Origin of the sequence: Pelagibius sp. Alg239-R121 (genome assembly GCF_947331435.1) — a bacterium.
Taxonomy (GTDB): domain Bacteria; phylum Pseudomonadota; class Alphaproteobacteria; order Kiloniellales; family Kiloniellaceae; genus Denitrobaculum.
The window spans coordinates 981336-1003744 of sequence record NZ_CAMZOF010000001.1; the positions used below are offsets into that span (position 1 = coordinate 981336).

The 22409-nt window shown below is 58.0% G+C and carries 24 protein-coding genes; 10 read left to right on the forward strand and 14 right to left on the reverse strand.

Annotation, left to right across the window (positions count from 1 at the left end; translation table 11 throughout):
• Positions 1-8: 8 nt before the first annotated feature.
• From QMZ18_RS04330 to QMZ18_RS04345, 4 genes are all read right to left on the reverse strand, one after another.
• Entirely contained in the window at positions 9-347 is a 339-nt protein-coding gene (locus QMZ18_RS04330; RefSeq protein ID WP_282604995.1) for an AzlD domain-containing protein, read from the reverse strand.
• Complete coding sequence (locus tag QMZ18_RS04335; protein ID WP_282604996.1) at positions 344-1078, reverse strand: AzlC family ABC transporter permease; 735 nt, start codon at positions 1076-1078, stop codon at positions 344-346. Before QMZ18_RS04335 ends, QMZ18_RS04330 begins: the two co-directional genes overlap by 4 nt.
• A gap of 185 nt (positions 1079-1263) precedes the next feature.
• Entirely contained in the window at positions 1264-2826 is a 1563-nt protein-coding gene (locus tag QMZ18_RS04340) for a PAS domain-containing sensor histidine kinase (RefSeq protein ID WP_282604997.1), read from the reverse strand.
• The gene (locus tag QMZ18_RS04345; RefSeq protein WP_282604998.1) at positions 2823-3980 is read right to left on the reverse strand and encodes a DUF2336 domain-containing protein; all 1158 of its coding nucleotides are present in this window, start codon (positions 3978-3980) and stop codon (positions 2823-2825) included. Before QMZ18_RS04345 ends, QMZ18_RS04340 begins: the two co-directional genes overlap by 4 nt.
• Before the next feature lie 975 nt (positions 3981-4955).
• On the opposite strand from QMZ18_RS04345, the gene QMZ18_RS04350 reads away from it, so the two are divergent.
• A complete protein-coding gene (locus QMZ18_RS04350) occupies positions 4956-5501 on the forward strand; it encodes an NUDIX hydrolase (protein ID WP_282604999.1) in 546 nt (181 codons plus the stop codon).
• A 69-nt stretch (positions 5502-5570) separates the two neighbouring features.
• Here QMZ18_RS04350 and QMZ18_RS04355 read toward each other — a convergent pair whose 3' ends face one another.
• The 4 genes from QMZ18_RS04355 to dapF form a co-directional block, all read right to left on the reverse strand.
• The gene (locus QMZ18_RS04355) at positions 5571-6407 is read right to left on the reverse strand and encodes an EamA family transporter (protein ID WP_282605000.1); all 837 of its coding nucleotides are present in this window, start codon (positions 6405-6407) and stop codon (positions 5571-5573) included.
• An 82-nt stretch (positions 6408-6489) separates the two neighbouring features.
• Positions 6490-7431, reverse strand: a complete 942-nt coding sequence (ftsY, locus tag QMZ18_RS04360; protein WP_322097128.1) for a signal recognition particle-docking protein FtsY — start codon at positions 7429-7431, stop codon at positions 6490-6492.
• Entirely contained in the window at positions 7428-8672 is a 1245-nt protein-coding gene (gene mtaB, locus QMZ18_RS04365) for a tRNA (N(6)-L-threonylcarbamoyladenosine(37)-C(2))-methylthiotransferase MtaB (protein ID WP_282605001.1), read from the reverse strand. The genes ftsY and mtaB overlap by 4 nt, the downstream gene beginning before the upstream one ends.
• The gene (gene dapF, locus QMZ18_RS04370; protein ID WP_282605002.1) at positions 8669-9502 is read right to left on the reverse strand and encodes a diaminopimelate epimerase; all 834 of its coding nucleotides are present in this window, start codon (positions 9500-9502) and stop codon (positions 8669-8671) included. The genes mtaB and dapF overlap by 4 nt, the downstream gene beginning before the upstream one ends.
• A gap of 354 nt (positions 9503-9856) precedes the next feature.
• Between dapF and ffh the strand changes: the two genes are divergently transcribed.
• The 5 genes from ffh (at position 9857) to rplS (ending at position 13614) form a co-directional block, all read left to right on the forward strand.
• Positions 9857-11227, forward strand: a complete 1371-nt coding sequence (ffh, locus tag QMZ18_RS04375) for a signal recognition particle protein (RefSeq protein WP_282605003.1) — start codon at positions 9857-9859, stop codon at positions 11225-11227.
• Positions 11228-11336: 109 nt separating this feature from the next.
• Complete coding sequence (gene rpsP, locus QMZ18_RS04380) at positions 11337-11771, forward strand: 30S ribosomal protein S16 (protein ID WP_282605004.1); 435 nt, start codon at positions 11337-11339, stop codon at positions 11769-11771.
• Positions 11772-11795: 24 nt separating this feature from the next.
• On the forward strand, positions 11796-12359 hold the full coding sequence (gene rimM, locus QMZ18_RS04385; protein WP_282605005.1) for a ribosome maturation factor RimM: 564 nt from the start codon (positions 11796-11798) through the stop codon (positions 12357-12359).
• Between the two features lie 38 nt (positions 12360-12397).
• Positions 12398-13153 carry a tRNA (guanosine(37)-N1)-methyltransferase TrmD gene (gene trmD, locus QMZ18_RS04390; protein WP_282605006.1) on the forward strand — a complete coding sequence of 252 codons (756 nt, stop codon included), beginning with the start codon at positions 12398-12400 and terminating at the stop codon, positions 13151-13153.
• Between the two features lie 11 nt (positions 13154-13164).
• Positions 13165-13614: a 50S ribosomal protein L19 gene (gene rplS, locus QMZ18_RS04395; RefSeq protein ID WP_282605007.1), complete on the forward strand. Its 450-nt coding sequence runs from the start codon at positions 13165-13167 to the stop codon at positions 13612-13614.
• A gap of 151 nt (positions 13615-13765) precedes the next feature.
• Here rplS and QMZ18_RS04400 read toward each other — a convergent pair whose 3' ends face one another.
• From QMZ18_RS04400 to QMZ18_RS04410, 3 genes are all read right to left on the reverse strand, one after another.
• Complete coding sequence (locus QMZ18_RS04400; protein ID WP_282605008.1) at positions 13766-14851, reverse strand: M48 family metallopeptidase; 1086 nt, start codon at positions 14849-14851, stop codon at positions 13766-13768.
• Between the two features lie 2 nt (positions 14852-14853).
• Positions 14854-16005, reverse strand: a complete 1152-nt coding sequence (locus tag QMZ18_RS04405) for a YjgN family protein (RefSeq protein ID WP_282605009.1) — start codon at positions 16003-16005, stop codon at positions 14854-14856.
• 189 nt (positions 16006-16194) lie between these two features.
• On the reverse strand, positions 16195-16734 hold the full coding sequence (locus QMZ18_RS04410; protein WP_282605010.1) for a GNAT family N-acetyltransferase: 540 nt from the start codon (positions 16732-16734) through the stop codon (positions 16195-16197).
• Positions 16735-17142: 408 nt separating this feature from the next.
• Between QMZ18_RS04410 and QMZ18_RS04415 the strand changes: the two genes are divergently transcribed.
• On the forward strand, positions 17143-17511 hold the full coding sequence (locus QMZ18_RS04415; RefSeq protein ID WP_282605012.1) for a hypothetical protein: 369 nt from the start codon (positions 17143-17145) through the stop codon (positions 17509-17511).
• 14 nt (positions 17512-17525) lie between these two features.
• A complete protein-coding gene (locus tag QMZ18_RS04420; protein ID WP_282605013.1) occupies positions 17526-18128 on the forward strand; it encodes a TetR/AcrR family transcriptional regulator in 603 nt (200 codons plus the stop codon).
• A 77-nt stretch (positions 18129-18205) separates the two neighbouring features.
• On the opposite strand, the gene QMZ18_RS04425 is transcribed toward QMZ18_RS04420, so the two are convergent.
• The 3 genes from QMZ18_RS04425 to QMZ18_RS04435 all read right to left on the reverse strand — a co-directional run bounded on the left by QMZ18_RS04425 (position 18206) and on the right by QMZ18_RS04435 (position 20121).
• Positions 18206-19078, reverse strand: a complete 873-nt coding sequence (locus QMZ18_RS04425; protein ID WP_282605014.1) for an alpha/beta fold hydrolase — start codon at positions 19076-19078, stop codon at positions 18206-18208.
• 115 nt (positions 19079-19193) lie between these two features.
• A complete protein-coding gene (locus tag QMZ18_RS04430) occupies positions 19194-19796 on the reverse strand; it encodes a hypothetical protein (RefSeq protein ID WP_282605015.1) in 603 nt (200 codons plus the stop codon).
• Positions 19780-20121 (reverse strand): DUF1493 family protein, encoded by a 342-nt coding sequence (locus QMZ18_RS04435; protein WP_282605016.1) that lies wholly within the window; start codon positions 20119-20121, stop codon positions 19780-19782. Before QMZ18_RS04435 ends, QMZ18_RS04430 begins: the two co-directional genes overlap by 17 nt.
• 232 nt (positions 20122-20353) lie before the next feature.
• Here QMZ18_RS04435 and leuC point away from each other — a divergent pair, with 232 nt between their 5' ends.
• Together leuC and leuD are read left to right on the forward strand one after the other, a co-directional pair.
• Positions 20354-21760: a 3-isopropylmalate dehydratase large subunit gene (gene leuC / locus QMZ18_RS04440; RefSeq protein WP_282605017.1), complete on the forward strand. Its 1407-nt coding sequence runs from the start codon at positions 20354-20356 to the stop codon at positions 21758-21760.
• A gap of 34 nt (positions 21761-21794) precedes the next feature.
• The gene (gene leuD, locus QMZ18_RS04445) at positions 21795-22397 is read left to right on the forward strand and encodes a 3-isopropylmalate dehydratase small subunit (RefSeq protein ID WP_282605018.1); all 603 of its coding nucleotides are present in this window, start codon (positions 21795-21797) and stop codon (positions 22395-22397) included.
• The last annotated feature ends 12 nt before the right edge of the window (positions 22398-22409 follow it).

Consider the following 22409-nt stretch of genomic DNA (forward strand, 5'->3'; position numbering starts at 1 on the left):
CCCGGATTTCAGAAGATCGTGCGGCCCCAGGTAAGCGCGACGAGCGCCGCAGTGCCGACAGATACACCTGCGAGCAGATTGTTGCGGGTCAGGAAAAAGATCGCCAGGGCACCGACAGCGGCGCCGAGCCGGTCCGCCAGATAGGTTTCCGCGAGAGGCCCAATCGGAAATATGATCATCCGTGCGATTAATGCCGCGAGCAGAGCATAGGCTACGCAGGCGATCCATTCGAAGGCCCGGCTGTCAGGATTGACCCGGCCTGAAAGAGCGACGCCCAGCGCACGCCAGACATAGGTGGCGCCAGCCCCTACCATCATGGCGGCGAAGGGCAACCAGAATTCGCTCATGATCTGGCCTTGTATTTGGATGAAAGCACGAAGGCCAGGGTGCCGGCCGTCAACCCTGCGACGACCAGGCTCCAGTCCGGCGACCAAAGATAAAGCGGGGGTCCGGCGACGGCGCCAAAGACCAAGGCCAGCATCCGGCTGCGCTGGCGAAGATCGGATGCGAAGACAAGCATGAAATAGATCGGGTTCAGGAAAACCAGGCCCAGTGTCACGTAGGCAGGGACTGCATCCGCGAGCGCAAAACCTATAGCGGTCGCAATCATGGTGCCGCACCAGAGCGTGCCGGAGAAGCCGGCGAAATAGGCGAGCCGTTGCTCCGAGGGAAGCGTCGGGCAGACACGCATGGCTGCGGCCCATCCGGTTACGGCGATGACGTGGGCCGTGACGTAATAGACCCAGCGCGGTGCATTGGCCCCCCGGATTGTCGGCATGAGGGTCATGGCCATGGGCAGCAGCCGGGCGTTGGTCAAAGCAACTGCGCTGGCGATAACCAGTAAGGGAGCGCCAACCGAGTAGAGCTCAACCAAAGCGACCTGACCGGGCAGGGCCCAGGCGGTCAGAGTGGAAAACAGCCCGTGCCAAACAGCGAGGTCGGATTCACGCACCAGTGCGCCAAAGCCCAGATAACTGCCGCAGAGCACCATCATGGGAACGCCGAAGGATTCACGTGCGCCACCGCGCAAGGCAGCCGGCGCTGTTCCAAAATCTCGCTGGTTCATGTCTTTCGTCATGAAGCTCTCAAAGGGACGCCTATCGATCTGCGATTGACCCGACCAGGAGATAACAGGGATCGGTCAGCGGGAAAGAAGCCGATTTTACCCTGCCGGGGCAGGGAGGTGCCAAGCGCTAGGTTAGCGTGGCACCCATGCTTGCTCTGCATGAGGGCGGGGAATACCGCTACGAGGGAGGGGGCCCGTCAGTTTGGGATTACGCGCCTTGCCGGCAGATGTATCGTGACTTGAGTGCCTTTGCCCGGCTCGCTTACGAGTTTCAGTTCGCCGTCGTGCAGCTCAGTGAAGCCCTTCGCGAGCGGGAGGCCGAGCCCGGTACCTTCGAACTGCCGGCTGAGTTGGCTGTCGATCTGAGTGAAAGGTGCCAGCGCCTTATCGACATCCTCCTTGGCGATCCCGATTCCGGTGTCGGTTACGGCAAAAACGAAATCACCGCGCTGATCGATGTAGGCGCTGATGTCGATACGCCCACCGCCCGGGGTGAATTTCACCGAATTGGCCATCAGGTTGATCAGGATCTGTTTGAGCTTGCGGGCGTCGGCCCAGACATGAGGCAGATCCGGCTGAGTCTCCAGTTTGAGATTGATTCCGACGCGCTCCGCCCGCTCGGACATCAAGCGTTTGACCGTGCCGAGAACTTCATGCGGATTGACGTCTTCCTCGGTCAGGTGAAGCTTGCCTGCCTCAATCTTGGCAACGTCGAGAATGTCGTTGATAACACCGAGAAGATGCTGGGCGCTTACCAAGATATCGTGAGAATAGCCCTGGTACTGTTCGTTCCCCAGCGGCCCCAGCAGTTCCGAGGACATCATTTCCGAGAAACCGATAATCGCGTTCAGCGGCGTGCGCAGTTCATGGCTCATATTGGCAAGGAATTCGGACTTGACCCGATTGGCCAACTCCGCGGCTTCCTTGGCTTCGAACAATGCCAGCTGCCTGATACGGGTTTCGGTGATGTCGGTGGCGCTGCCTCGAAAGCCCGCGAAATTGCCGTTTTGATGATCGTAGACGGGAAGTCCGTTCAAGAGGAAGCTGTGGCTGGTTCCGGCACGATCCTTGATCTCGACATTGAGGTCCCGGAACGGCCGTCTGTGATCCTGAGCGGTCCTGGCCTCAAGTTCGTCGCTGGACGCCGCAAGCAGGGCTGTGAGGGACCGCCCGACAAGTTCACTTGGATGAAAGCCCAGAGTTTTTTGAACCTGAGGCGAAACGTAAGTGATCTGCAGATTGCGATCGGTTTCCCAGATCCAGTCGGAAACGAGGCGCGTGGTGTCGTCGAGGCGTTCGTTGGCCAAGGAAAGTGCGGCATTCAGCGCCTTCACTTCGCTGAGGGAAGTCAGAAGCAGCGCGCTGCCGATGAACTCGCCATTGTCATTGTTGATAGCGCGGTGTTTTGCCCGGTAATATTCTATCCTGCCGTTGATACGAACGGCATATTCATTGATGACACTTCCTGCCAGTGCTTTGAGTGCGCTTAATTCGTCGTTCGAATTGAGTTTTTTATCGTCACTGAAACCATTGAGCGGCGCATTCGCGGAGAAGGCATCTGCGATACGATCGAAGGCCGGGTTGGTGTAGATGACCTGGCCGTGCCGGTCATAGAGCGCGACCGGATCGCCGTTTTCAAAGAGCTCGCGCTGAAGAATGCCGATGTTGTTATCTGAATCGCCAGATTGTTCCTCTGGCGTCAGCTTTTCGGTATGCCCCGACGTATGTGTTTCAAGAAGCTTCTTCAGTGGCAGGTTCACTGGACGCTTCCTTGCTGTTGAGCGGAAGTGTTTGAAGCGCTGCTGATCTGCTCAATTGCGGCGCGGTAATCAGGGTTGCGGCGCCAGGTGTTAGCCACCAGGGTCGCGTTTTCGCGAGATACCTTGTCAAAAATCAAAACGGCTCGCGATAGCTCGCGCGGGTCGGTCGTTTCGGACCCGGGCCGGCCACGCCGGCTGAGCAGGAAAATAGTCGCAAAAGCCTGTTTGGGATAACCTAGAGAACGGCAGAGAATGGCAAGGCCCTCTCCACCTTGATGATATAAGACGCGTTGCAGCCCTGGCGGCCTGAAACCCGACACCTCGCCGAACAGGGCTTCAAACAAAGGAATTTCGCCGCGACGTAGGACGGAAATTAGAAACTCCGGAGTAACCTCGCGGTTTTCGACCAGCTGTTTTGCCAGTGTCACAGCCGAGGAGTCCTTCTCTTCGGCCTTTTTGTCTTCATCCATCATCGAAAGGACGGTTTTTTCCAAGCTGTCGTCGAGTAGGCTTGGCTGGATGTCGAAGCTCTTCAGGATCTGCTCGCGCAGCGCCGCCGAAACCCACCAATACATACGCTCGGCCAAATCGGGAGTCAGGTCGCCCCGATTTAGGAGCGGCTCGTGAAAGGAATCCACCCGCTGTGACTGGTCGGTTAAGTATGACAGGGTTGCTTCGGAGATCTTGGCGCTGTGGTTCTCAAGCAAAAGCTTGATGACGTCGTTTTGGCCGGTTTCAACCAAAGCGTCCGACACGATCTCATCGATCGAGGTGCGCATTGCGATGGCCAATTGATGCTGATGTCCGCGATGCCGGATGATGGTGATCAGCTCTTTGTCACGCAGAACTTCGCTCTTGATCAGAATTGGCCGTGCGACCTCAATCTGATCATTGGCGAGCGTCACGACCAGATCATGGGGGGCAAGAGGTGATTCCGCCAATCGTTCCGCCAGGGACTGGCGAACCGACATCTCTATGTCGCTTACTAGTTTACCGAGAATATCTGCGAGTAACGCCGTTTCCTGCTCTGTCAGGGTTTCTTCGCGTTCCGTAAACAATTCGCCAATGCGCTGCGCTAGGGATTCTCGGCCTTCGACCGACTTATCGAGCGCGAGCTCAAGCAAAAATTGCAAATTGCGATCTTGGCTGTTCATCGGAAAGTGTTCCCCATCCACTTACCTTGTGAAGTCGAACGACTTCCCGAGATACAATAATATACGTCCAGAGACATCCCTCTAATCTGTAATAAATTATGGGGCGAGGATAGTAAAGATAAACCAGGAGGCGTTATATCTTGCTGTTTCATGACTCTTTTAAGTGAGTAGAAGCGCATCAAAGAGATTCCTTCATGCAAAACATCTGCTCAAGTCCAGTTCATTGTATCCGCCGTGTCTGTCAATCCAGATAGCACAGAGTTTTTAAGCCTTTGCCGAGCGGGCGGACGGGTCGCACTATAGTTCCCAATTATGAACTATTAGGTGGGTCACACTAATTTATGCTTAATTTTTATACGATTAAGTACGAAATTACGCCGAATTAGCGCTCATAACGATATAACTTACCCTAGATGGTACAATCATGGACCTGACAACCGGGGCGCCAGCGTCCAATTTACGGTACTAAGATGCCATGATACAGGACTGGTACTTTGGTGACTTTTTGCAGCCGAAATAAAAGTTAATCGCTACTTAACCGCTTGGCGGCAAACTGCATTTATGAAGATTTCCAACGGTTCGAAAAGATTGATGCCTTTGATTGCCGGAAAGCTCCGTGGCTTAACGGAACCTGTTGTACGCGAACTCGAGGGAGCAAAGCCGCCGTCTGCAGCGGGCGCTGCTCAGCCTGCGAAAGCTAAGGCTTCCTCTGGAAAATCTCAACAAAGAGCGACTGCGTCTCAAACTCTGACTGGATGGTCGACGGAAGACCTGATGGCAGCAGTGCGGGAGATCATCAAGAGCGGTCGTGCTGTGGCAAGAGGCCGTTTTCTGAATCTTCGCATTTGAACGGCTGTCTATGCGCGCCTTTCTTTCGTCATTCCCCCGCCCGTCGGTTATCGACACGCGCGGAATGCTTAGGCCATAGGCTACTGACGGCTTGCCGATGTTCGCCGACTAGGCCACATTGTTGTCATGGAAACGCCCGGCCAACCTAAGGAACAGAGCTTCGAGCAACGCATTCCCGATGGCGACGATCGGCTTCGCCGGGTTTGTAGCGACTGCGGATTTGTCGACTACGAAAACCCGAAGGTTGTCGTTGGAGCCGTCGCTACTTGGGGCGATAAAATCCTGCTCTGCCGTCGCGCGATAGAGCCACGTGTCGGCTATTGGACCTTGCCCGCCGGTTATCTTGAGGTACAAGAATCCGCCATCGACGGTGCGTGTCGGGAAGCTTGGGAAGAAGCCCGGGCAAAGTTGGACATCGATCAATTGCTGGCAGTCTACGCGATCCCCAGAATTAGCCAGATACAGCTCATTTACCGGGCGCGGCTGGTGTCGCCGGATGTCTCGGCTGGCCCGGAAACTCAGGAACTGGACCTGTTCGCCTGGGATGACATTCCCTGGAATGACATTGCCTTCCCTTCGGTTCACTGGGCATTGAACGACTTTTATGCTGTGCGGGATCTGACGAGCTTTGCGCCACGAAGTAACCCGATCGGTGAAACCGGCGACATGTAATAGCCTAAGCTCTGTCTCTGCAGAGATCGCTGCAACAGGCGCTTGTGCCTTCGTTCACGTTTAAGAAATTCAGCCCGCGATGCGAAGCAGGCCGGCGCCACAGGCAACCAGGATGGCCGCCGTGATGCGACGGGAACCAAAGGATTCGCCCAGCAACAGGGTTCCGATGACGGTCGCAGCGATGACACTGGTTTCGCGCAAAGCCACGACATGCGCGAGTGGGGCGAGGGTCATCGCCCAAATGGCGATACCGTAAGAGACGCCGGCACAAAGGCCACCTATCAACCCCTTTTTCCAGACTGGGGCGAGGGCCGTGCGGATGCGGCCACGCCGCCGCCAAAGCGCGAACCAAATCACGACCTGCGCTTCCAGAACAAAGAGCCAGGCGACGTAGGACCAGACATTTTCCGTGCTGCGTCCCCCAAGTCCGTCCGCAATCGTGTAAGCGGCGATGGTGATCCCCGTTGCCATTGCCCACCAAATCGCACGCTTTCCATCGGCGCCGTGCGGTCGTGCCAGGCTGATAATTCCAATGGAAAGCAAAGCGATGCCGGCACCCTCCAACAGCGTGAGGCTTTCGCCGGCCAGTATCCAAGCAACCACGGCCACCATGGCCGGAGAGGATCCACGCGCGATGGGATAGACCTGGCTGAGATCTCCGTGCTCGTACGCGTACGTCAGTGTGCAGTAGTAGACGGCGTGGATGGTGACAGACGCTGCTAAAAAAGGCCAAGACGTCGGATCGGGCAATGGCAGGAAGGGAACGGCGAACATGGCCGGCAGGCTGGAGCCGAAGATGATCAGGGCTTGCATGACCAGCTTGTCGTTCCCGGCTTTGACCAGCGCGTTCCAGCCGGCATGCAGGACGGCCGCAAAAAGAACGAGGAGGAGGACATGCAGATCCACGGAGAGTTTCTGCTCCAAAGGGTATCAAGACGTTTACCGAAAACCGGAAATTGACCCGGTTCTAAAAGACGTAAGGCACGCTTTAAGAGTCTAGGCCCATCAGGGACCGCGCGAAATCCCGCGCTTTGAAGGGACGCATGTCTTCGGCACCCTCGCCGACGCCGATGGCGTGGACGGGCAGTTCGAACTTTTCGGCCAGCGCTAGGAGCACACCGCCGCGCGCCGACCCGTCGAGCTTGGTCACGACAAGACCGGTCACCGCGACAAGTTCCTTGAAGGTCCCGAGCTGGGAGATGGCGTTTTGCCCGGTGGTGGCATCCAGCACCAGGAGCACATCGTGCGGCGCATCAGGATCGAGCTTCTTGATCACGCGCAGGATCTTCTGCAGTTCGGCCATTAGGTCGGATTTATTATGCAGGCGTCCCGCGGTATCGATCAGGACGAGATCGTTGTTCTGGGCGCGGGCTGTCTCAATCGCTTCGAACGCCAAACCCGCAGAGTCTGCGCCGGGCGCCTTGGCAATCACCTCGCAACCCGTGCGTTCGCCCCATATCTTAAGTTGATCGATGGCCGCGGCGCGGAAAGTGTCGCCGGCTGCCAGAAGCACGGAATAGCCCTGGCGGGTCAGATTAGTGGCAAGTTTGCCGATAGTCGTGGTCTTGCCGCTGCCGTTTACGCCGACCACCAGCACGATGTGCGGTTTGCGGGCGGGGTCTATGGTGAGCGGCTTGGCGACAGGCTCCAAAAGCCCGGCGAGGTCATCGGCCAGAGCTTCGCGCACTTCGGTTGGATCGACGTCCTTGTTGAACCGGGTCTTGGCCAAGTTGGCGGTGAGTCTGGCCGCTGTCGTGACGCCAAGATCGGAAGTGATCAGCAGATCTTCCAGCTCCTCCAGCGCCGCATCGTCCAGTTTTCGCTTGGTGAAAATCCCGGTAATACCGTCGCTGAGCTTGGACGACGAGCGGGTAAGGCCAGCCTTTAGGCGCGAGAACCAGCCGCCGCGTTTCTCTTCAGCTTCACTCACGCCGCCAGCGCTCCAATCAGATGTGCATCCCGCAACCCAGCAATTTCGACAGGCAGCACTTCGCCAATGCGTCCCTTTGGAAGCACGACAGGCGCAAAGTGCTCGCTTCGGCCGAAGCCGTCTTTTTCCACCAAAACCTGGGCGGTTTTGCCGATCCTGCTTTGCAGAAAATGCTCTTCCCGCTGCGCGCCGAGACTACGCAATCTGGCAGCCCGTTCCTTGCGTAGATTGCCAGGTATTTGGGGCATGCGGGCCGCAGGTGTACCGGGACGCGGCGAATAGGGAAAGACGTGCAAATAGGTCAGGCCGCAGTCGTCGACGGCACGCAGGGAATTTTCAAACATCGCGTCGGTTTCGGTCGGGAAGCCAGCGATGATATCGGCCCCGAACACCACATCAGGCCGGAGGTCCCGGACCCGAGCACAAAAGGATACGGCGTCGGCCCGCAGGTGCCGGCGCTTCATGCGCTTCAAGATCATATCGTCGCCGGCCTGCAGCGAGACATGCAGGTGTGGCATCAAGCGCTCTTCCTCTGCTAACAGTCGAAGGATATCGCTGTCGACCTCAACGGGATCGACTGAACTTAAACGCAGGCGCTTGAGTTCGGGTACCAGCGTGAGCAGCCTGCGGGCCATCTGCCCCAGGCTCGGTTGGCCGGGAAGATCTTTGCCATAGTCGGTGATATCCACGCCGGTGAAGACGACCTCCGCTACCCCGTTCTCGACCAGGACCCGCACCTGTTTGACGATCTCGCCAATCGGGACTGACCGGTTGTTGCCTCGTCCGAAAGGGATGATGCAAAAGGTGCAGCGATGATTACAGCCTTGCTGAACCTGGACAAAGGCGCGAGTTCGTTCCTCGTAACCATGGATCAGGTGAGCTGCCGTTTCAGTGACCGACATGATGTCGTTGACGACCATACGTTCCGTCTGGTCCAGACCGAAACTTTCCGCCTTCAGCTTTTCTTCGTTGCCGAGCACACGGTCGACCTCGGACATGGCCGCATAGCTGTCGGGTGAAATCTGGGCGGCACAGCCGGTGACGATAACCTGAGCCCCCGGGTTTTCCCGCCGGGCGCGCCGGATTGTCTGCCTGGCCTGTCGTTCGGCTTCCGCCGTTACGGCGCAGGTGTTGATGATTACCGCATCTTTCAGGCCAGCCGCCTTGGCGTGGCCGCGCATGACTTCGGACTCATAGCTGTTCAGGCGGCAGCCGAAGGTGATGATCTTCGGTTCGGTCATGACAATAATGTCCTGTCCACCTGACCACGAAAACTGGTTGCGACGGGGCCGGTCATAAGAACATGTCCATCGTCGCGCCATTCGAGCCGCAACACGCCGCCATCCATAGTGATCTCGACTTTACGTCCCGTGATACCGCGCCGGGCGGCGGCTACTGCGCCGGCGCAGGCGCCCGATCCGCAGGCCAGGGTAATCCCGGCGCCGCGTTCCCAAACGCGCTGGCGCAAACGGTCAGTGCCGGTTACCGAAACAACCGAAATGTTGGCGCGCTCGGGCAGCAGGGGATCGTGTTCCAGCTGTGGGCCTAGAGTAGCCAGTTCCACAGCATCGGCGTCATTAACAAAGAAGACGGCATGGGGGTTACCCATATTGACCCCGACCGGGTCCTGCAGTGGGCCTGCACCGATGCCGAGATGTAGCGTGTCACGTTCCTCTGCCAGGGGAATCTCGTGCCACTCCAGGTTCGCCGGACCCATATCGACGGTGATTTCATTGGAAGGCGCCGCTGTTGCGGGCAGATGTCCAGCCCGGGTCTCTATCACGACCCTGTCTTGCCCGGTCTCACCCATTACCAGGGATGCAATGCAGCGTGTCGCATTCCCGCAGGCCTCGGCTTCGCCACCGTCCGGATTACGGATGCGCATAAAGAGATCGGCGCCATTGCTGGCGGACGGCTCCAGGACAATCAACTGGTCACATCCAATGCCGAAGCGACGGTCAGCCAGCACGCGCGCTTCTTCCACGCTGAGCGCGATCGGCGTATTCCGGCCGTCGAGCACAACGAAGTCATTGCCCAAACCGTGCATCTTTATAAAGGCAAGTTGATCCATGACCGGGGTTATATGGCCAGAGACCGGGTTAAGTCCATGGGGAAGGTATGTTCTGCGGGCATCCCAGTAATCCCACATATGCAGGTAGCCAGACAGTGGACGCGGAAAAACCAGGGGAGCAAGTTGATTAATGCCCGGATTCCCCGGGCTTGACGCACGGGATTTCGCCGCCTATGTTCCGCGCCATCACAGCTTAGGCTATCTGCCGGCTTCGAGAAGCCCCGCCAGTCCGCGAGTGTCGCGCACTGGCGCGAATTGCGTTTGGCCTATGGTGCCTGTTGATGCCGCAGTGATTTCGTGGCCCCGAGGGGCCGAATGTTATTGCTTGATGATTGATGATCGGATCTGACCGGGATGTTTGAGAGCCTTCAAGAACGCCTTGGCGATGTCTTTGACAAGCTTCGCCGGCGCGGTGCCCTTAGCGAAGAGGACGTTTCAGCGGCCTTGCGCGAGGTTCGCGTGGCGTTGCTTGAGGCCGACGTTGCTCTGCCCGTGGTCAAGGATTTCGTCGAAGGCGTTCGCGAAAAGGCACTCGGACAGGAAATTCTGCGCTCCGTTACACCGGGCCAGATGGTGGTCAAGGTTGTCAACGACCATCTGATCGAGACCCTTGGTTCGGAACACTCTGCGCTTAATCTTACTACGACCCCGCCGACGGTCATTATGCTGGTCGGCCTGCAGGGCTCCGGTAAGACGACAAGCTGCGCGAAGATTGCGCTGCGGCTGAGCGGTAAAGAGAAGCAAAAAGTCCTGATGGCCTCGTTGGACGTACGGCGTCCGGCCGCTCAGGAACAGCTGCGGGTTCTCGGTGAGCAGGCCCTCGTCAAGACCTTGAATATTGTTCCCGGCGAAAAGCCGGTGGCGATTGCCAAGCGCGCGCTTCAAAGCGGCGCGCTGGAAGGCTACGACGTGGTGATGCTCGACACCGCGGGCCGTCTCGCTATCGATGAGGAACTGATGGCCGAAGTCGCCGCGGTACGCGATGCGACAAAGCCGCACGAGACTCTGCTGGTTGCGGACGCCATGACCGGGCAGGATGCGGTCAACGTCGCTTCCGCCTTTAAGGAAAAAGTCGGCCTGACAGGTATCATGCTGACACGTGTCGATGGCGACGCGCGCGGTGGAGCGGCCTTGTCAATGCGGGCCGTGACCGGTTGCCCCATCAAGCTATTGGGTTCTGGCGAAAAGCTTGATGCGCTGGAAGATTTTCACCCGGACCGTATTGCTTCGCGGATCCTGGGCATGGGCGATGTGGTTTCGCTGGTCGAGAAAGCCGCGGAAACCATCGAGGCGGAAGATGCCGAAAAACTTGCCAAGAAGATGCAGAAGGGCAAGTTCGATCTGGACGACTTGGCCTCTCAGCTCAAGCAAATGCAAAAAATGGGTGGGCTCTCCAGCCTGATGAACATGCTGCCCGGCATGAACAAGGCCCAAATGGCCAAGATGCAGAATGCGAAGCTCGACGACTCTATGGTTAAGCGCCAGCTTGCGATGCTGTCCTCCATGACGCCGGGTGAGCGAGCGAAGCCGGAATTGATCAAGGCAAGTCGAAAGATCCGTATTGCGGGCGGTTCCGGCACCACGGTGCAGGAAATCAACAAACTCCTGAAGCAGTATCAGGAAGCCAACCGCATGATGAAAAAAGTCAAGAAGATGGGAAAGAAAGGCATGATGCGACAAGGCCTTTCGGGATTAATGCCACCAGGTGGCGGCTTCCCCCAGTGATCTGAGTTTCCCGGAATCTGATTTAGATTTGAGTAAACGAGAAAATATTGCTTAACGATGGTCAGGGCTGAAGGGCCGGACCGAGAGAATAAGAGTAGAAGGAAGTCCGATGTCCGTAAAAATCCGTTTGGCCCGTGGTGGCGCCAAGAAACGCCCATACTATCGCGTTGTTGTTGCCGATACGCGCAGCCCGCGCGATGGCCGCTTCATCGAGAAGGTCGGAGCCTACAATCCGATGGTCCCGAAAGATCACCCCGATCGGGTGAAGCTGAACGATGAGCGTATCAAGCATTGGCTGTCGGTTGGCGCCCTGCCGACGGACCGTGTTGCGCGTATCCTGGCCGCCAATGACCTTTATGCGGCGCCTGCCGTTCCGAACCAAACCAAGAAAAACCAGCCCAAGGCAAAGGCCCAGGAGCGTCTTGCAATGGAAGCCGAAGCCAAGCGCGAAGCCGAAGAGGCTTCTAAGGCTGCTGCTGAAGCTCCTGCTGAAGAGGCGCCTGCCGCTGAAGAAGCCCCGGCTGAGGAAGCTGCCGAAGCTTAGGCCGATTGGCTGCGGGTTTGATCCATGGTTGAGTCTCGCGCACCATCAATGCCGAAGGCTGACACTGCCGATGACAGAGTCTGTCTCGGCGTCGTAGCCGGCGCGCATGGTGTGCGGGGATTGGTCAGGATCAAAAGTTTTACTGCTGAGCCCCTGGACATTGGGTCCTATGGTCCGCTGAGCGATGTCAGAGGCCGGCGAACCTTCGATCTGACCATTAAGGGACAGGTGAAAGGCGCTGTGCTGGTTGCGATCGCCGGGATTGCGGACCGCGACAAAGCGCAGGCGCTACATGGCACAAACCTCTACGTTTCGCGTTCTGTTCTGCCGGAACCGGAGGACGAGGAAGAGTTCTACAACGCCGATTTGATCGGGTTGCGGGTCGAGGACGATAGCGGCGCTGTGCTTGGCAGTGTGAAGGCCATGCATAACTTCGGCGGTGGTGATTTGCTCGAGGTTCTGCCTGACGTGGGAAAGTCCTGGTTGCTGCCTTTCACCAAGCAGGTGGTGCCGGTCGTGGATCTTGCGGGAAACCGGGTCGTCGTGGAGTTGCCGGAAGAGGTGGAGACAGGTGAATCTGCCTCTTAAAGCTATGTTAGAGGACGATTGAAAAGAGAGGCGGCAAGGTGACCGACACTGCGTCGCAAGATAAGTTTTGTTGGGAAGCGACGGTTCTGACCCTCTACCCGGAGATGTTCCCCGGGTCGCTGGGGCAATCGCTGGCGGGACGGGCGCTGAAATCGGGCCTTTGGTCGCTGGAAACGGTGGACATTCGCAGTTTCGCAAGCGATAAACACCGCTCCGTCGACGATACACCCTCTGGTGGCGGCGCAGGCATGGTCATGCGTCCAGATGTGGTGGGTGCCGCCCTGGCATCGGTTGCGGAACAACCGGGGCCGCTATTGTACTTGTCGCCCCGTGGGCGGCTGATCGATCAGGACTTTGTCCGAGGTCTTGCTGCAGAGCCGGGTGTAACGTTGCTTTGCGGCCGATACGAGGGGGTGGACCAGCGGGTGCTGGACGCCCACAACATCGTCGAAGTCAGTGTCGGCGATTATGTTTTGTCCGGCGGTGAGCCGGCGGCTCTGGTGCTGATGGACGCCGTTGTACGGCTGCTGCCAGGGGTTATGGGGAATAACGAATCTTCGCACGAAGAGTCGTTCGAGGAGGGATTGCTTGAGTATCCCCTCTACACGCGTCCGGCCAATTGGCAGGGGCGCGAGGTGCCTGAGGTCTTGACGTCGGGGCATCATGACAATATACGCCTGTGGCGCTTAGCTCAGGCGGAAGAAATTACCAAGGCGCGGCGGCCCGATCTCTGGGCGCGGTACCTGAAGCGAAGAAACGAAGCGCGCGGTATGAACCGTGCAGACGAAGAGTAAGGAATAGAGCGATGAATACGATCCAGCAGATCGAACAAGAGCAGGTCGCTGCGCTGAGCGCCAAGGGTTCTGCACCGGAATTCGCCCCAGGCGATACCGTTCGCGTCAACGTGAAGGTCATCGAAGGCACGCGCGAGCGTATCCAGGCTTTCGAAGGCGTGTGCATCGCCCGCAAAAACCGCGGACTGCACTCCTCCTTCACCGTCCGTAAGATCTCTTACGGCGAAGGCGTCGAGCGTGTATTCCCTCTCTACAGCCCGCGTCTGGCCTCAGTTGAGTTGGTTCGCCGCGGTGATGTCCGTCGTGCGAAACTCTACTACCTGCGCGGCCGTCGCGGTAAGTCGGCGCGTATTGCCGAGAAGACCACGGGTGCAGCCGGTAAGGCCGCTGCTGCCGAGCGTCAGGTCGCAGCAGATGCCAAGGCTGCGCAGAAGGCTGCCGTCCGAGCCGCCAAGGGTTAATTCCCGCTGACCACCGAGGTTGCTGAGTCTTGCGGCTTTCCGCCGCATGACACTCTGTCTTAACTGCAGGTTAGGCAGGCAGCGATTTGCGGAACGACAACCCGCCTCTCACGCTGGAGAGCGCGGGTTTTGTTGTTTTAGCCGGCTGGCCTTATTGTTTGCAGATGTCTTGGAGGGCTTTCCAGTCCGTATCAGAAAGAGCAACACGGCCGACATCCTCAAGGCCGTTTGTCAGTTGCGCCCGTTTCTCGCTGGAGGGATGGGTTGAGAGCAGCTGTAGCGCCGAGGGCAGGTCGCCATCTTCCTGTGCGAGCCTCTTAAAGAAGCTCGACAGACCACCGACGTGCAGGCCGGACTTCTGCAACAGGTCGATTGCTGAGTCGTCGGCCTCGGATTCAGCGTCCCGGCTGTAGGACATACGCAGCAGGATTTCACCTGCAGCGGCGATCACTCCGCCACCCATGTCACCCAAGAGCACCGAGAATACGAAGCTGACTCCCAGGCCTTGAACGATGGCTCTGGTGCCATGTTGGTGCGTGATGTGACCCATTTCATGCGCAAGAACCGCGGATACTTCATCCGGGTTTTCGGCAAATTCCAACAGTCCGCGGAAGATGAACACGCGGCCGCCAGGCAAGGCGAAGGCGTTGTTCAACTTGCCGTCGATAACTTTTACGTCGAACTCATAAGGGCTTCCGTCGGCCTCGGCGAGTTGCGTCACCAGCCTGTCGAGTGCGAGCGCCCCTTCTTCATTGTTACAGACCCTCGGGGAATCGCCGGTCATGGAGGCAAATTGTTCCACGATCTCATCCGCAAACTGGTCGGATAGAGCAACTTCCCAGGAAATCGGGATCATGGAGGCGACGAAACGCGATGCGAGTGGCAGCCCGAACCAGATTGAAGCGCCGAGAAGACCAGCCCCGGCTATTGCCGCGACGGCATTGCGCAGCCGTTTGGAGACAGGTGGTCCGAAAAGTTGAGGCGCATGTACACGAAAATCGGCGAGCAGCCGTTGGTCTTCGAGTGTGAGACGGGCGTCCGGCCAGGAGGCACAGCCAATTCGGAAAGGCGCCTGAGATGCGATGTTGTCAACCGCAACCAGTTCGTTGTAGGGCCAAAAAACCGGTTCTGTCAGGCCTGCGCCCGTGATCGACAGGCCGTCGGTGCCAAGGCTGACCGAAACCTCCTGTCTTCCTGCCGATCGACCATCATTGAAGCTGCCCTGGTAGTCGATCAACGTCAGATTGCCCCGACATCCAGGACGTCCGCGAAGCCTTCCCCGCGTGAACCGCGTTCCGCGTCACTCTGCTTGATGTCATCCACATCGATCGATCCCGTCACCATCAGGGTCTCGCTGACGGCCCGGATCATCGGGTGCAGATAGAGCGTAAAGCGCAGGACATTCATGAGCGAAACGAAGATCAGAGCCATGACCACAATCCCCAACACCAATTCCGGCGAAATGTCCGGAGCCTGACCTGCTTCCATCGTTACCGAGAGACTACCGAAGTCGACGACGCTTTCCGCAGCTGTGGAGAGTGCGATCCAGAGGACACCGACTGCGATGCCGTAGACCAGCAATATCAGAAAGACGTTCATCGTGGACAGTGAACTTGAGAAGCTCAAGCTACTGAAGCGGGTGCGGGAGGTGAAATAGCGGAACTCGTTGACGTTGTACCAAAGGATCGAGATGCCCAGGGTCGGAATATAGAGAACAAGGGCGAGCACCCATTTCCAGAAGAGATCGTAGGCAAGGCCGTCAAAGACCAGGTTGCGGTTGCCGAACCAGGTGTTGTTGGTTCGGTACTCCTGCAGGCGGGTCTGCATATAGGGGTAACAAAGGCCGAGGGTGATACCGGTTAACAGCAAAAGGCCCATCGCCCGAAAAGCATAACCACGTCCGGTACCCGTCTGGGAAAAGCGGACTCCGCGCCACTGGGTCCGCGTCAGCCGATAGCGGCGCGCCCGAAAGATCGCGAAGAAGGTCAGGAAATAGAGGCCGATTACGTACAAAATCGTAACAACCACCTGGCCCTCGACGGAAGGTATCAGGATATTAATGACGTACAGCCCAATTGATATCAGGCCCATAATGACCGCAGCGAACAGGAACCCGAGTAACAGCTCTTTCGGTGTGCCGGTGTATTCCAGGCGGTCGCCCAGAATGGTGATGCGGCTCCATAGGTGTTGCCGCATGCGCGTCTTACCCCAAAACCGGTAGATACCAAGGGTAAAGAGCCCCAGAATTGCGTTGACGGCGGCAATCTTTGTAATCGGGCCGGCCTGTCCGTCATAGACTGCAAACTGACCGGAGCTCTGATCGACACTGTTTCCCTGACCGTCTTGGGCGCTCAGGACAGGAGCCTGGATGGAATCATCTTTAAAGGGCAATGGACTAAGTCTCTTCGTTAAATTAAAACTTATAAGTTTGCAGCAAGCATAACGGTTCAATCTTAGTGATGCTAGTCATCCTGCATAGATTCCCCCGGCAACGGGCACACTATGGGTTGTAGCCTTGTTAAGATTCCGTTTCCCTGCGTTCGATTTGGGCCCGGTTCACGCTCTCATTCGTCCTCGGATTCATGAACCAAGGCGCTTCTTCAGGACCGGCAGCGGCCGGGCGGAGCCGAATACATCTGAAGGCTCGGTTCCCGCGTCTTCCATTCCCATTCTGCGGTAGAAGCCAGCCGCGTTGGGGTCCGAAAGGACCGTCAGCTGCGTCGCGCCCTGAGACAGGGCAAAGGCCTCCAGGTCTTTCCAGAGCCTCCCACCGATCCCCTTGCCGATGGCCGCCGGGCTGACAAAGCAGTGCGCGACTTCGGCTTCGTTCCGATCCTGGGAGAGCGCATAATAGCCAAGGGGCTCACCTGCGCCCTCATCAGATACAGCGTCGGCCTTGCACTGCGCTGCCGCCCCGCTTTGCGCCAAGATAACACGATGTTCAGCCAACAGCGCGGGCGTTACAGTCAGGCTTTCTTCACAGGCTTTGAGGAAGGTATCGTCATAGCCCCAGTGCGCCTTGGACGTTATCGCCAGTCGGGATAGGGCCGCACAGTCTGCATCCGTTGCGGGACGGAGGGTTATCTGACTGGGTGTTTTGTCTTTGTTGCTGTTGTTCAAAAGCCGGGGTCTCAATCAGATGCTCGGGAAGGCCATGTACTTGGGGAGGGCAATTGCTCGGTGAGGTCATGTGTCCTGTGAAGCGGTACATCGCACGCGGAAAGCGAATTGAACGACACACAAAGACCCGCGCTGGTTCGTCTTGTTTCTCTTGGTAGCGGTTGGATGAAAAAGCACTGGGTGCAGCGCGGAGAATAGCCGTGCTTTTTCAATCTGTCTCCACCTTTGCGTGCTGTCTGCCCTCTCTTTACACAAAACAGACCATACTATATGGTATGTTATTAATAGATGATCGTCCTGCGATGCTTGCCCCGCCTGTCCAGGTGATGGACGACGAGGAAAGCGTCATTTGATTTCGGTCCCAAACCCGGCCTCTAACTTTGAACTTCAGTACCTAAGGAGCGTGTAATGAACACCTGGCTTGCAGCTGCCGCTGTGGCGTCTCTGGCGACGGCGCTGATCCATATCCTGGCCGGTGGTCGGCATATCGCGCGGCCTTTGATGGAAGCCGGGGATCTGACCACAGTGCCCAAGCATACCCAGTATTACTGCTGGCACATTGTCAGCATTGTGTTGCTTGCTATGGCCGGGGGCTATGCTTACGGCAGCACTGCTCCGGAAGCGATGGCGCTGAACGTGATGCTGACGGGGCTGGCGGCCAGCTTCGCACTCTGGAACATTGCGCTGATTTTGTGGAAGCGGCTCGATCCGAAACATATGATCCAGTGGGCGCTCTTCCTACCCATCACCCTGCTCGGCCTTGCAGGTTTAATCTAAATCGCGGGTCTTCCATGAGCCACAGCGATCATTTTTCGCCGGCCGAAAAAGCCAAACGCCTCGGGCGGCAGGATTGGCTGGAAATCGGCCTGCGTCAGCTTGCTACTGCGGGGCCGGGAGCTCTCCGCATTGACCGGCTGTGCGGCGCAGCCAACAAGACACGGGGTTCGTTCTATCATCACTTCGAGGATCGGGCGGTCTTTGTAACTGCCATGCTGGACCATTGGAGTCAGCACCACACCGAAGCGGTCATCAGGGAGGTCGAGCGCCACGACGACCCGCGCGCAAAGCGGGCGGCGCTGAACCAACTGGCGGCGGCCCTGGATCAGGGCGTAGAGACCGCGATCCGGCGTATGGCCGCCACTGACCAGGCGGCTCGCAATGCCGTTGAGCGGGTCGACGGTCGCCGTATCGGCTATCTCGCCGAGATCAATGCGCAGGAATTTGACCTGCCTGACAGCGATGCGGCCCTGCTGGCCGAAGTCGAATACGCGACCTTCGTAGGCTATCAGAATCTCTTCCCGGCCGCGGGCCAGGAACGTTACGAACGGGTCGGCCGTTTGCTCGACGTGATGGTCCGTGCCGGCGCGGCGGCAGGCCGGGACAATGAGGGATGATTCTTCCGCGACTTTGCGCCGGAAGGCCGTGGCTACGAGCTCTGGAGTAGATACCAAAACCCAAATGGGCGTTGTCCTTACTCCGCGAAGAAATTGGCGAGGGCGTCCAGGGTCTCGAGGGGACGTTCCTCAGGAATGAAGTGGCCGCAGTCGATGCCCTTGGCGGTGACGTCGCCGGCGCGATCGCGCCAGGTGGCCGGCACGTCGTAGTTCTGGTGCATCAGGCCACGCAGGCCCCAGAGCACCAGCAGTGGGCAGTCGATCTTCTTGTCCATGTCCGCTTGGTCGTGTTCCAGGTCGATGGAGGCGGCGGCGCGGTAGTCCTCGCAGGTCGCGTGGATACAGGCCGGGTCGCGGAATGCACGCAAGTAGGCCTCGACCGCTTCCGGCGCGAAGTTCTCCTTCAGCGCCGACCAGCGGCCAAGTTTTTCCTTTAGGTAGAAATCCGGATCCTGGCCGATCATGCGCTCGGGCAGACCGTTGGGTTGAATCAGGAAAAACCAGTGGTAATAGCCGGTTGCAACCGCCTGATTGGTGGTGGCGAATAGCTTATGGGTCGGCACGATATCCAGCACCGCCGCGCGCTCCACATGATAGGGCCAGTCCAGACACAGCCGGTGGGTTACCCGCCCGCCGCGGTCATGTCCGGCGACCCGGAAGCGCGTATAGCCCAGATGCTCCATGACCCGTACCATGTCCGTCGCCATAGCGCGCTTGGAATAGGTGGAGTGATCCGCCTCACCCGCGGGCTTGGCGCTCTGCCCGTAACCCCGCAGGTCCGCGCAGATCACCGTGAAGTTCTGCGCAAGCAAGGGTGCCACCCCGTGCCACATGACATGGGTCTGCGGATAGCCGTGCAGCAGCAGTAACGGCGGCCCACTGCCACCCCGGCGCAGGTTGATCTCGACCTCGCCGGTGTCAATACGTTCCTGCTTAAAGCTCTCGAACATGATGGTTGCCGTGTGGGTCTGGTTTCGCTTCCGGGGAGAATGTCACAGGGAGGGGGCGGGCGGCAAATAGTGGAGCGGAAAGGTGTTCGTCAGAAGCGACTTAACCTCTTGAAGGTCATGCCACTTCATCTTTGCGTCGGGCAGTTTCGATGGCGTCTATGATGTGATAACCTTCACCAGAGTCGACACCATTGCCGAGGGAAATCGTCTTTGCCCCGTAGTCAAAGTGCAACGCACCGTAATTGGCGCTTGAAAAGAAACCTGGGAAGTTAGTGTACAAGGAAATCGCCGCATTTTGCTCAGACCACCTGAGGCGCGTGATATCCGAAAGTCGGTAACTTTTGGTTCGGGCAAAGAGCGGCGACTTGAGCGTGTGAGATATTCCTTCAGCCTCAATCGCAATAATTTCATGACCAAAAATCTTCCAAGACAAAATCGCAAAAACATAACACCACACTGCCAGCCAGAAGCACGAGAATAGTCCCAAGACTAACCCTTCGGCTGAAGCATTCAGGACACCCACGATGGCAACCAAGCCAATTGTGACGCCCCCAATCGTCCACATGCAGAACCAAATACCGAGAAAAGCGATGATGAACCAATTCCGGCGTGGGGGTATCTTTATGCAGCGCGCCTCACCGTCAATGTAGAAGGAAATACGGGACGTTTCGGGTGATTCATACTTCAAAATTGCTCCTGTGCTATCCAATGGATTCAATCCATTTTCCAGCTGCAACTATGCGTTTCAGATCTGAAATCCGCAAGGTGACGATATCCTCGGTCAAATTCTTGCTACTGAGGACTGCTAAGAGATGGCGAATGGGGTCGTAACCCACCTCTGGACCGAAATATCGCCACCACTCAACCTCGGAGACATCAATTCCAAAGCGCTTGCCGATGGCTTCAAGCAGCTCGGCGCCGTCCAATCCTGCGACGCCTAGTTCTCGGCACAGGGTGGTTTCATCTCTAAGCCGATCGCGCTTTATCGCCAGTTCTTCAGAAATCAGCTCTAGCAGGGCTTCTTCATCGGATATCCTGTTCAAAACTTCTCCATATCACTCTTCATACCCCCACGAATGCCTGCTATGCGCCAATCCTTTACAGTAAGACTTTTCCCGCGCGGGCGAAGTGGTTATTCTCCGGCGCCTCAATGAGAATTGCGTGAGACCTTTGCGTGCCCCGACCTGAGGTGGGTTGCCCTCTTGAGGGCTTCGGGTGCCGGGTTTCCGAGGGAGAATGGCTGGGCAACGCCTAGTCGAAGAAGGAAGAAGCACGATGTCCGCACCACGCACCTTGTTCGATAAGATCTGGGACAGTCACCTGGTCGATCGTCAGGACGACGGCACCTGTCTGATCTATATCGACCGCCACTTGGTTCATGAAGTCACCAGCCCGCAGGCCTTCGAGGGTCTGCGCATGACCGGCCGGACCGTCCGACGCCCCGAGGCAACCCTTGCGGTGCCCGATCATAACGTCCCGACCTCGGGCCGGGCGCAGGGTATCGACGATGAGGAAAGTCGGATTCAGGTCGAACAACTCAGCAAGAACTGCGACGAGTTCGGCGTACCATTGTTCGGCATGGACGACGTGCGTCAGGGTGTCGTCCATATTATCGGGCCGGAGCAGGGTTTTACCCTGCCGGGCATGACCATTGTCTGCGGCGACAGCCATACCGCCACTCATGGCGCCTTCGGTTCGCTGGCCTTCGGGATCGGGACCTCCGAGGTTGAGCACGTGCTGGCGACCCAGACCCTGATCCAGAAACCCGCCAAGAACATGCGCATCACGGTCGAAGGCAAGCTCCCGGTCGGCGTGACCGCCAAGGACATGGTGCTGGCGATTATCGGTAAGATAGGGACTGCGGGTGGCACAGGCTATGTCATCGAATATGCGGGTGAGGCGATCCGCGATCTCTCCATGGAAGGCCGCATGACGGTCTGCAACATGTCGATCGAGGGCGGTGCGCGCGCCGGGCTGATTGCACCGGACGAAAAGACCTTCGAATACATCATGGGACGGCCTATGTCGCCCAAGGGCGCGGCCTGGGAACAGGCGCTGGCCTATTGGAAGACACTGCCGTCCGATGAAGGTGCGAGCTACGACAAGGAGCTCGTGCTTAAGGCTGCCGATATCGAGCCGCAGGTCACCTGGGGCACCAGCCCGGAAGACGTCATCCCGGTCTCTGCATCCATTCCCGGTCCTGATGCAGCACCCGATGACAACAAGCGCAGCGCCATTGAACGCTCCCTGGACTACATGGGCCTGACCGCCGGTACGCCGATCAGCGAAGTCGCGGTGGATACCGTCTTTATCGGTTCCTGCACCAACGGCCGGATCGAGGATCTGCGTGAAGTTGCCGCCGTGGCCAAGGGCCGCAAGGTGGCCGAGAACGTGCGGGCTATGATAGTCCCCGGTTCGGGGCTGGTGAAGGAACAGGCCGAGGAAGAGGGTTTGGATCAGATCTTCATCGAAGCTGGTTTCGACTGGCGTGAACCGGGTTGCTCCATGTGTCTTGCCATGAACGCTGACAAGTTGGCACCGGGCGAACGTTGCGCCTCGACCTCGAACCGGAATTTCGAGGGCCGTCAGGGTCGCGGCGGACGCACGCACCTGGTCAGCCCGGGTATGGCCGCGGCTGCAGCGGTGACCGGTCACATCACCGACGTGCGTGAACTGGGCTAACGCGGCTAGCTGGGTAAGGAAGAAAGACGGAACCATGGATAAATTCGACAAGCTGACCGGTACGGCGGCACCGCTTCCCCTGGTCAATATCGACACCGATATGATCATCCCGAAACAGTTCCTGAAGACCATCAAGCGCACCGGTCTGCGCGAGGGTCTCTTCTATGAGCTGCGCACGGACGAGGATGGCAATGCGAAGGACTTCATACTGGACCAGCCGGCCTATAAAGATGCGCAGATCCTGGTCGCGGGCGACAACTTCGGCTGCGGTTCGTCGCGCGAGCATGCACCCTGGGCGCTCTTGGATGCGGGTATTCGCTGCATCATTGCACCGAGCTTCGCGGACATCTTCTACAACAACTGTTTCAAGAACGGCATTCTGCCTATCGCCCTGCCGCAGGAGCAGGTCGATCTCTTGATGGATGACGCAGGCCGTGGCGCTAATGCGGTCATTTCGGTCGACCTGGAAGCGCAGGAGATCAAGGGACCTGACGGTGGAACGATTTCCTTTGAAATCGACGCCTTCCGTAAGCATTGCCTGATGAACGGCCTGGACGACATCGGTTTGACCATGGCAAAGGGCGAAAAGATCGACAGCTTCGAGGAGCGCCGTAAGCTCTCCCAGCCCTGGGCGTAAATTTCCGGACAT

Excerpts from the sequence above, each read along its gene's own strand:
- QMZ18_RS04330 (WP_282604995.1), bottom strand. The coding sequence starts at position 347 with ATGAGCGAATTCTGGTTGCCCTTCGCCGCCATGATGGTAGGGGCTGGC.
- QMZ18_RS04335 (WP_282604996.1), bottom strand. The coding sequence starts at position 1,078 with ATGACGAAAGACATGAACCAGCGAGATTTTGGAACAGCGCCGGCTGCC.
- QMZ18_RS04345 (WP_282604998.1), bottom strand. The coding sequence starts at position 3,980 with ATGAACAGCCAAGATCGCAATTTGCAATTTTTGCTTGAGCTCGCGCTC.
- QMZ18_RS04350 (WP_282604999.1), top strand. The coding sequence starts at position 4,956 with ATGGAAACGCCCGGCCAACCTAAGGAACAGAGCTTCGAGCAACGCATT.
- mtaB (WP_282605001.1), bottom strand. The coding sequence starts at position 8,672 with ATGACCGAACCGAAGATCATCACCTTCGGCTGCCGCCTGAACAGCTAT.
- dapF (WP_282605002.1), bottom strand. The coding sequence starts at position 9,502 with ATGGATCAACTTGCCTTTATAAAGATGCACGGTTTGGGCAATGACTTC.
- ffh (WP_282605003.1), top strand. The coding sequence starts at position 9,857 with ATGTTTGAGAGCCTTCAAGAACGCCTTGGCGATGTCTTTGACAAGCTT.
- rpsP (WP_282605004.1), top strand. The coding sequence starts at position 11,337 with ATGTCCGTAAAAATCCGTTTGGCCCGTGGTGGCGCCAAGAAACGCCCA.
- rimM (WP_282605005.1), top strand. The coding sequence starts at position 11,796 with ATGGTTGAGTCTCGCGCACCATCAATGCCGAAGGCTGACACTGCCGAT.
- rplS (WP_282605007.1), top strand. The coding sequence starts at position 13,165 with ATGAATACGATCCAGCAGATCGAACAAGAGCAGGTCGCTGCGCTGAGC.
- QMZ18_RS04415 (WP_282605012.1), top strand. The coding sequence starts at position 17,143 with ATGAACACCTGGCTTGCAGCTGCCGCTGTGGCGTCTCTGGCGACGGCG.
- QMZ18_RS04420 (WP_282605013.1), top strand. The coding sequence starts at position 17,526 with ATGAGCCACAGCGATCATTTTTCGCCGGCCGAAAAAGCCAAACGCCTC.
- QMZ18_RS04425 (WP_282605014.1), bottom strand. The coding sequence starts at position 19,078 with ATGTTCGAGAGCTTTAAGCAGGAACGTATTGACACCGGCGAGGTCGAG.
- leuC (WP_282605017.1), top strand. The coding sequence starts at position 20,354 with ATGTCCGCACCACGCACCTTGTTCGATAAGATCTGGGACAGTCACCTG.
- leuD (WP_282605018.1), top strand. The coding sequence starts at position 21,795 with ATGGATAAATTCGACAAGCTGACCGGTACGGCGGCACCGCTTCCCCTG.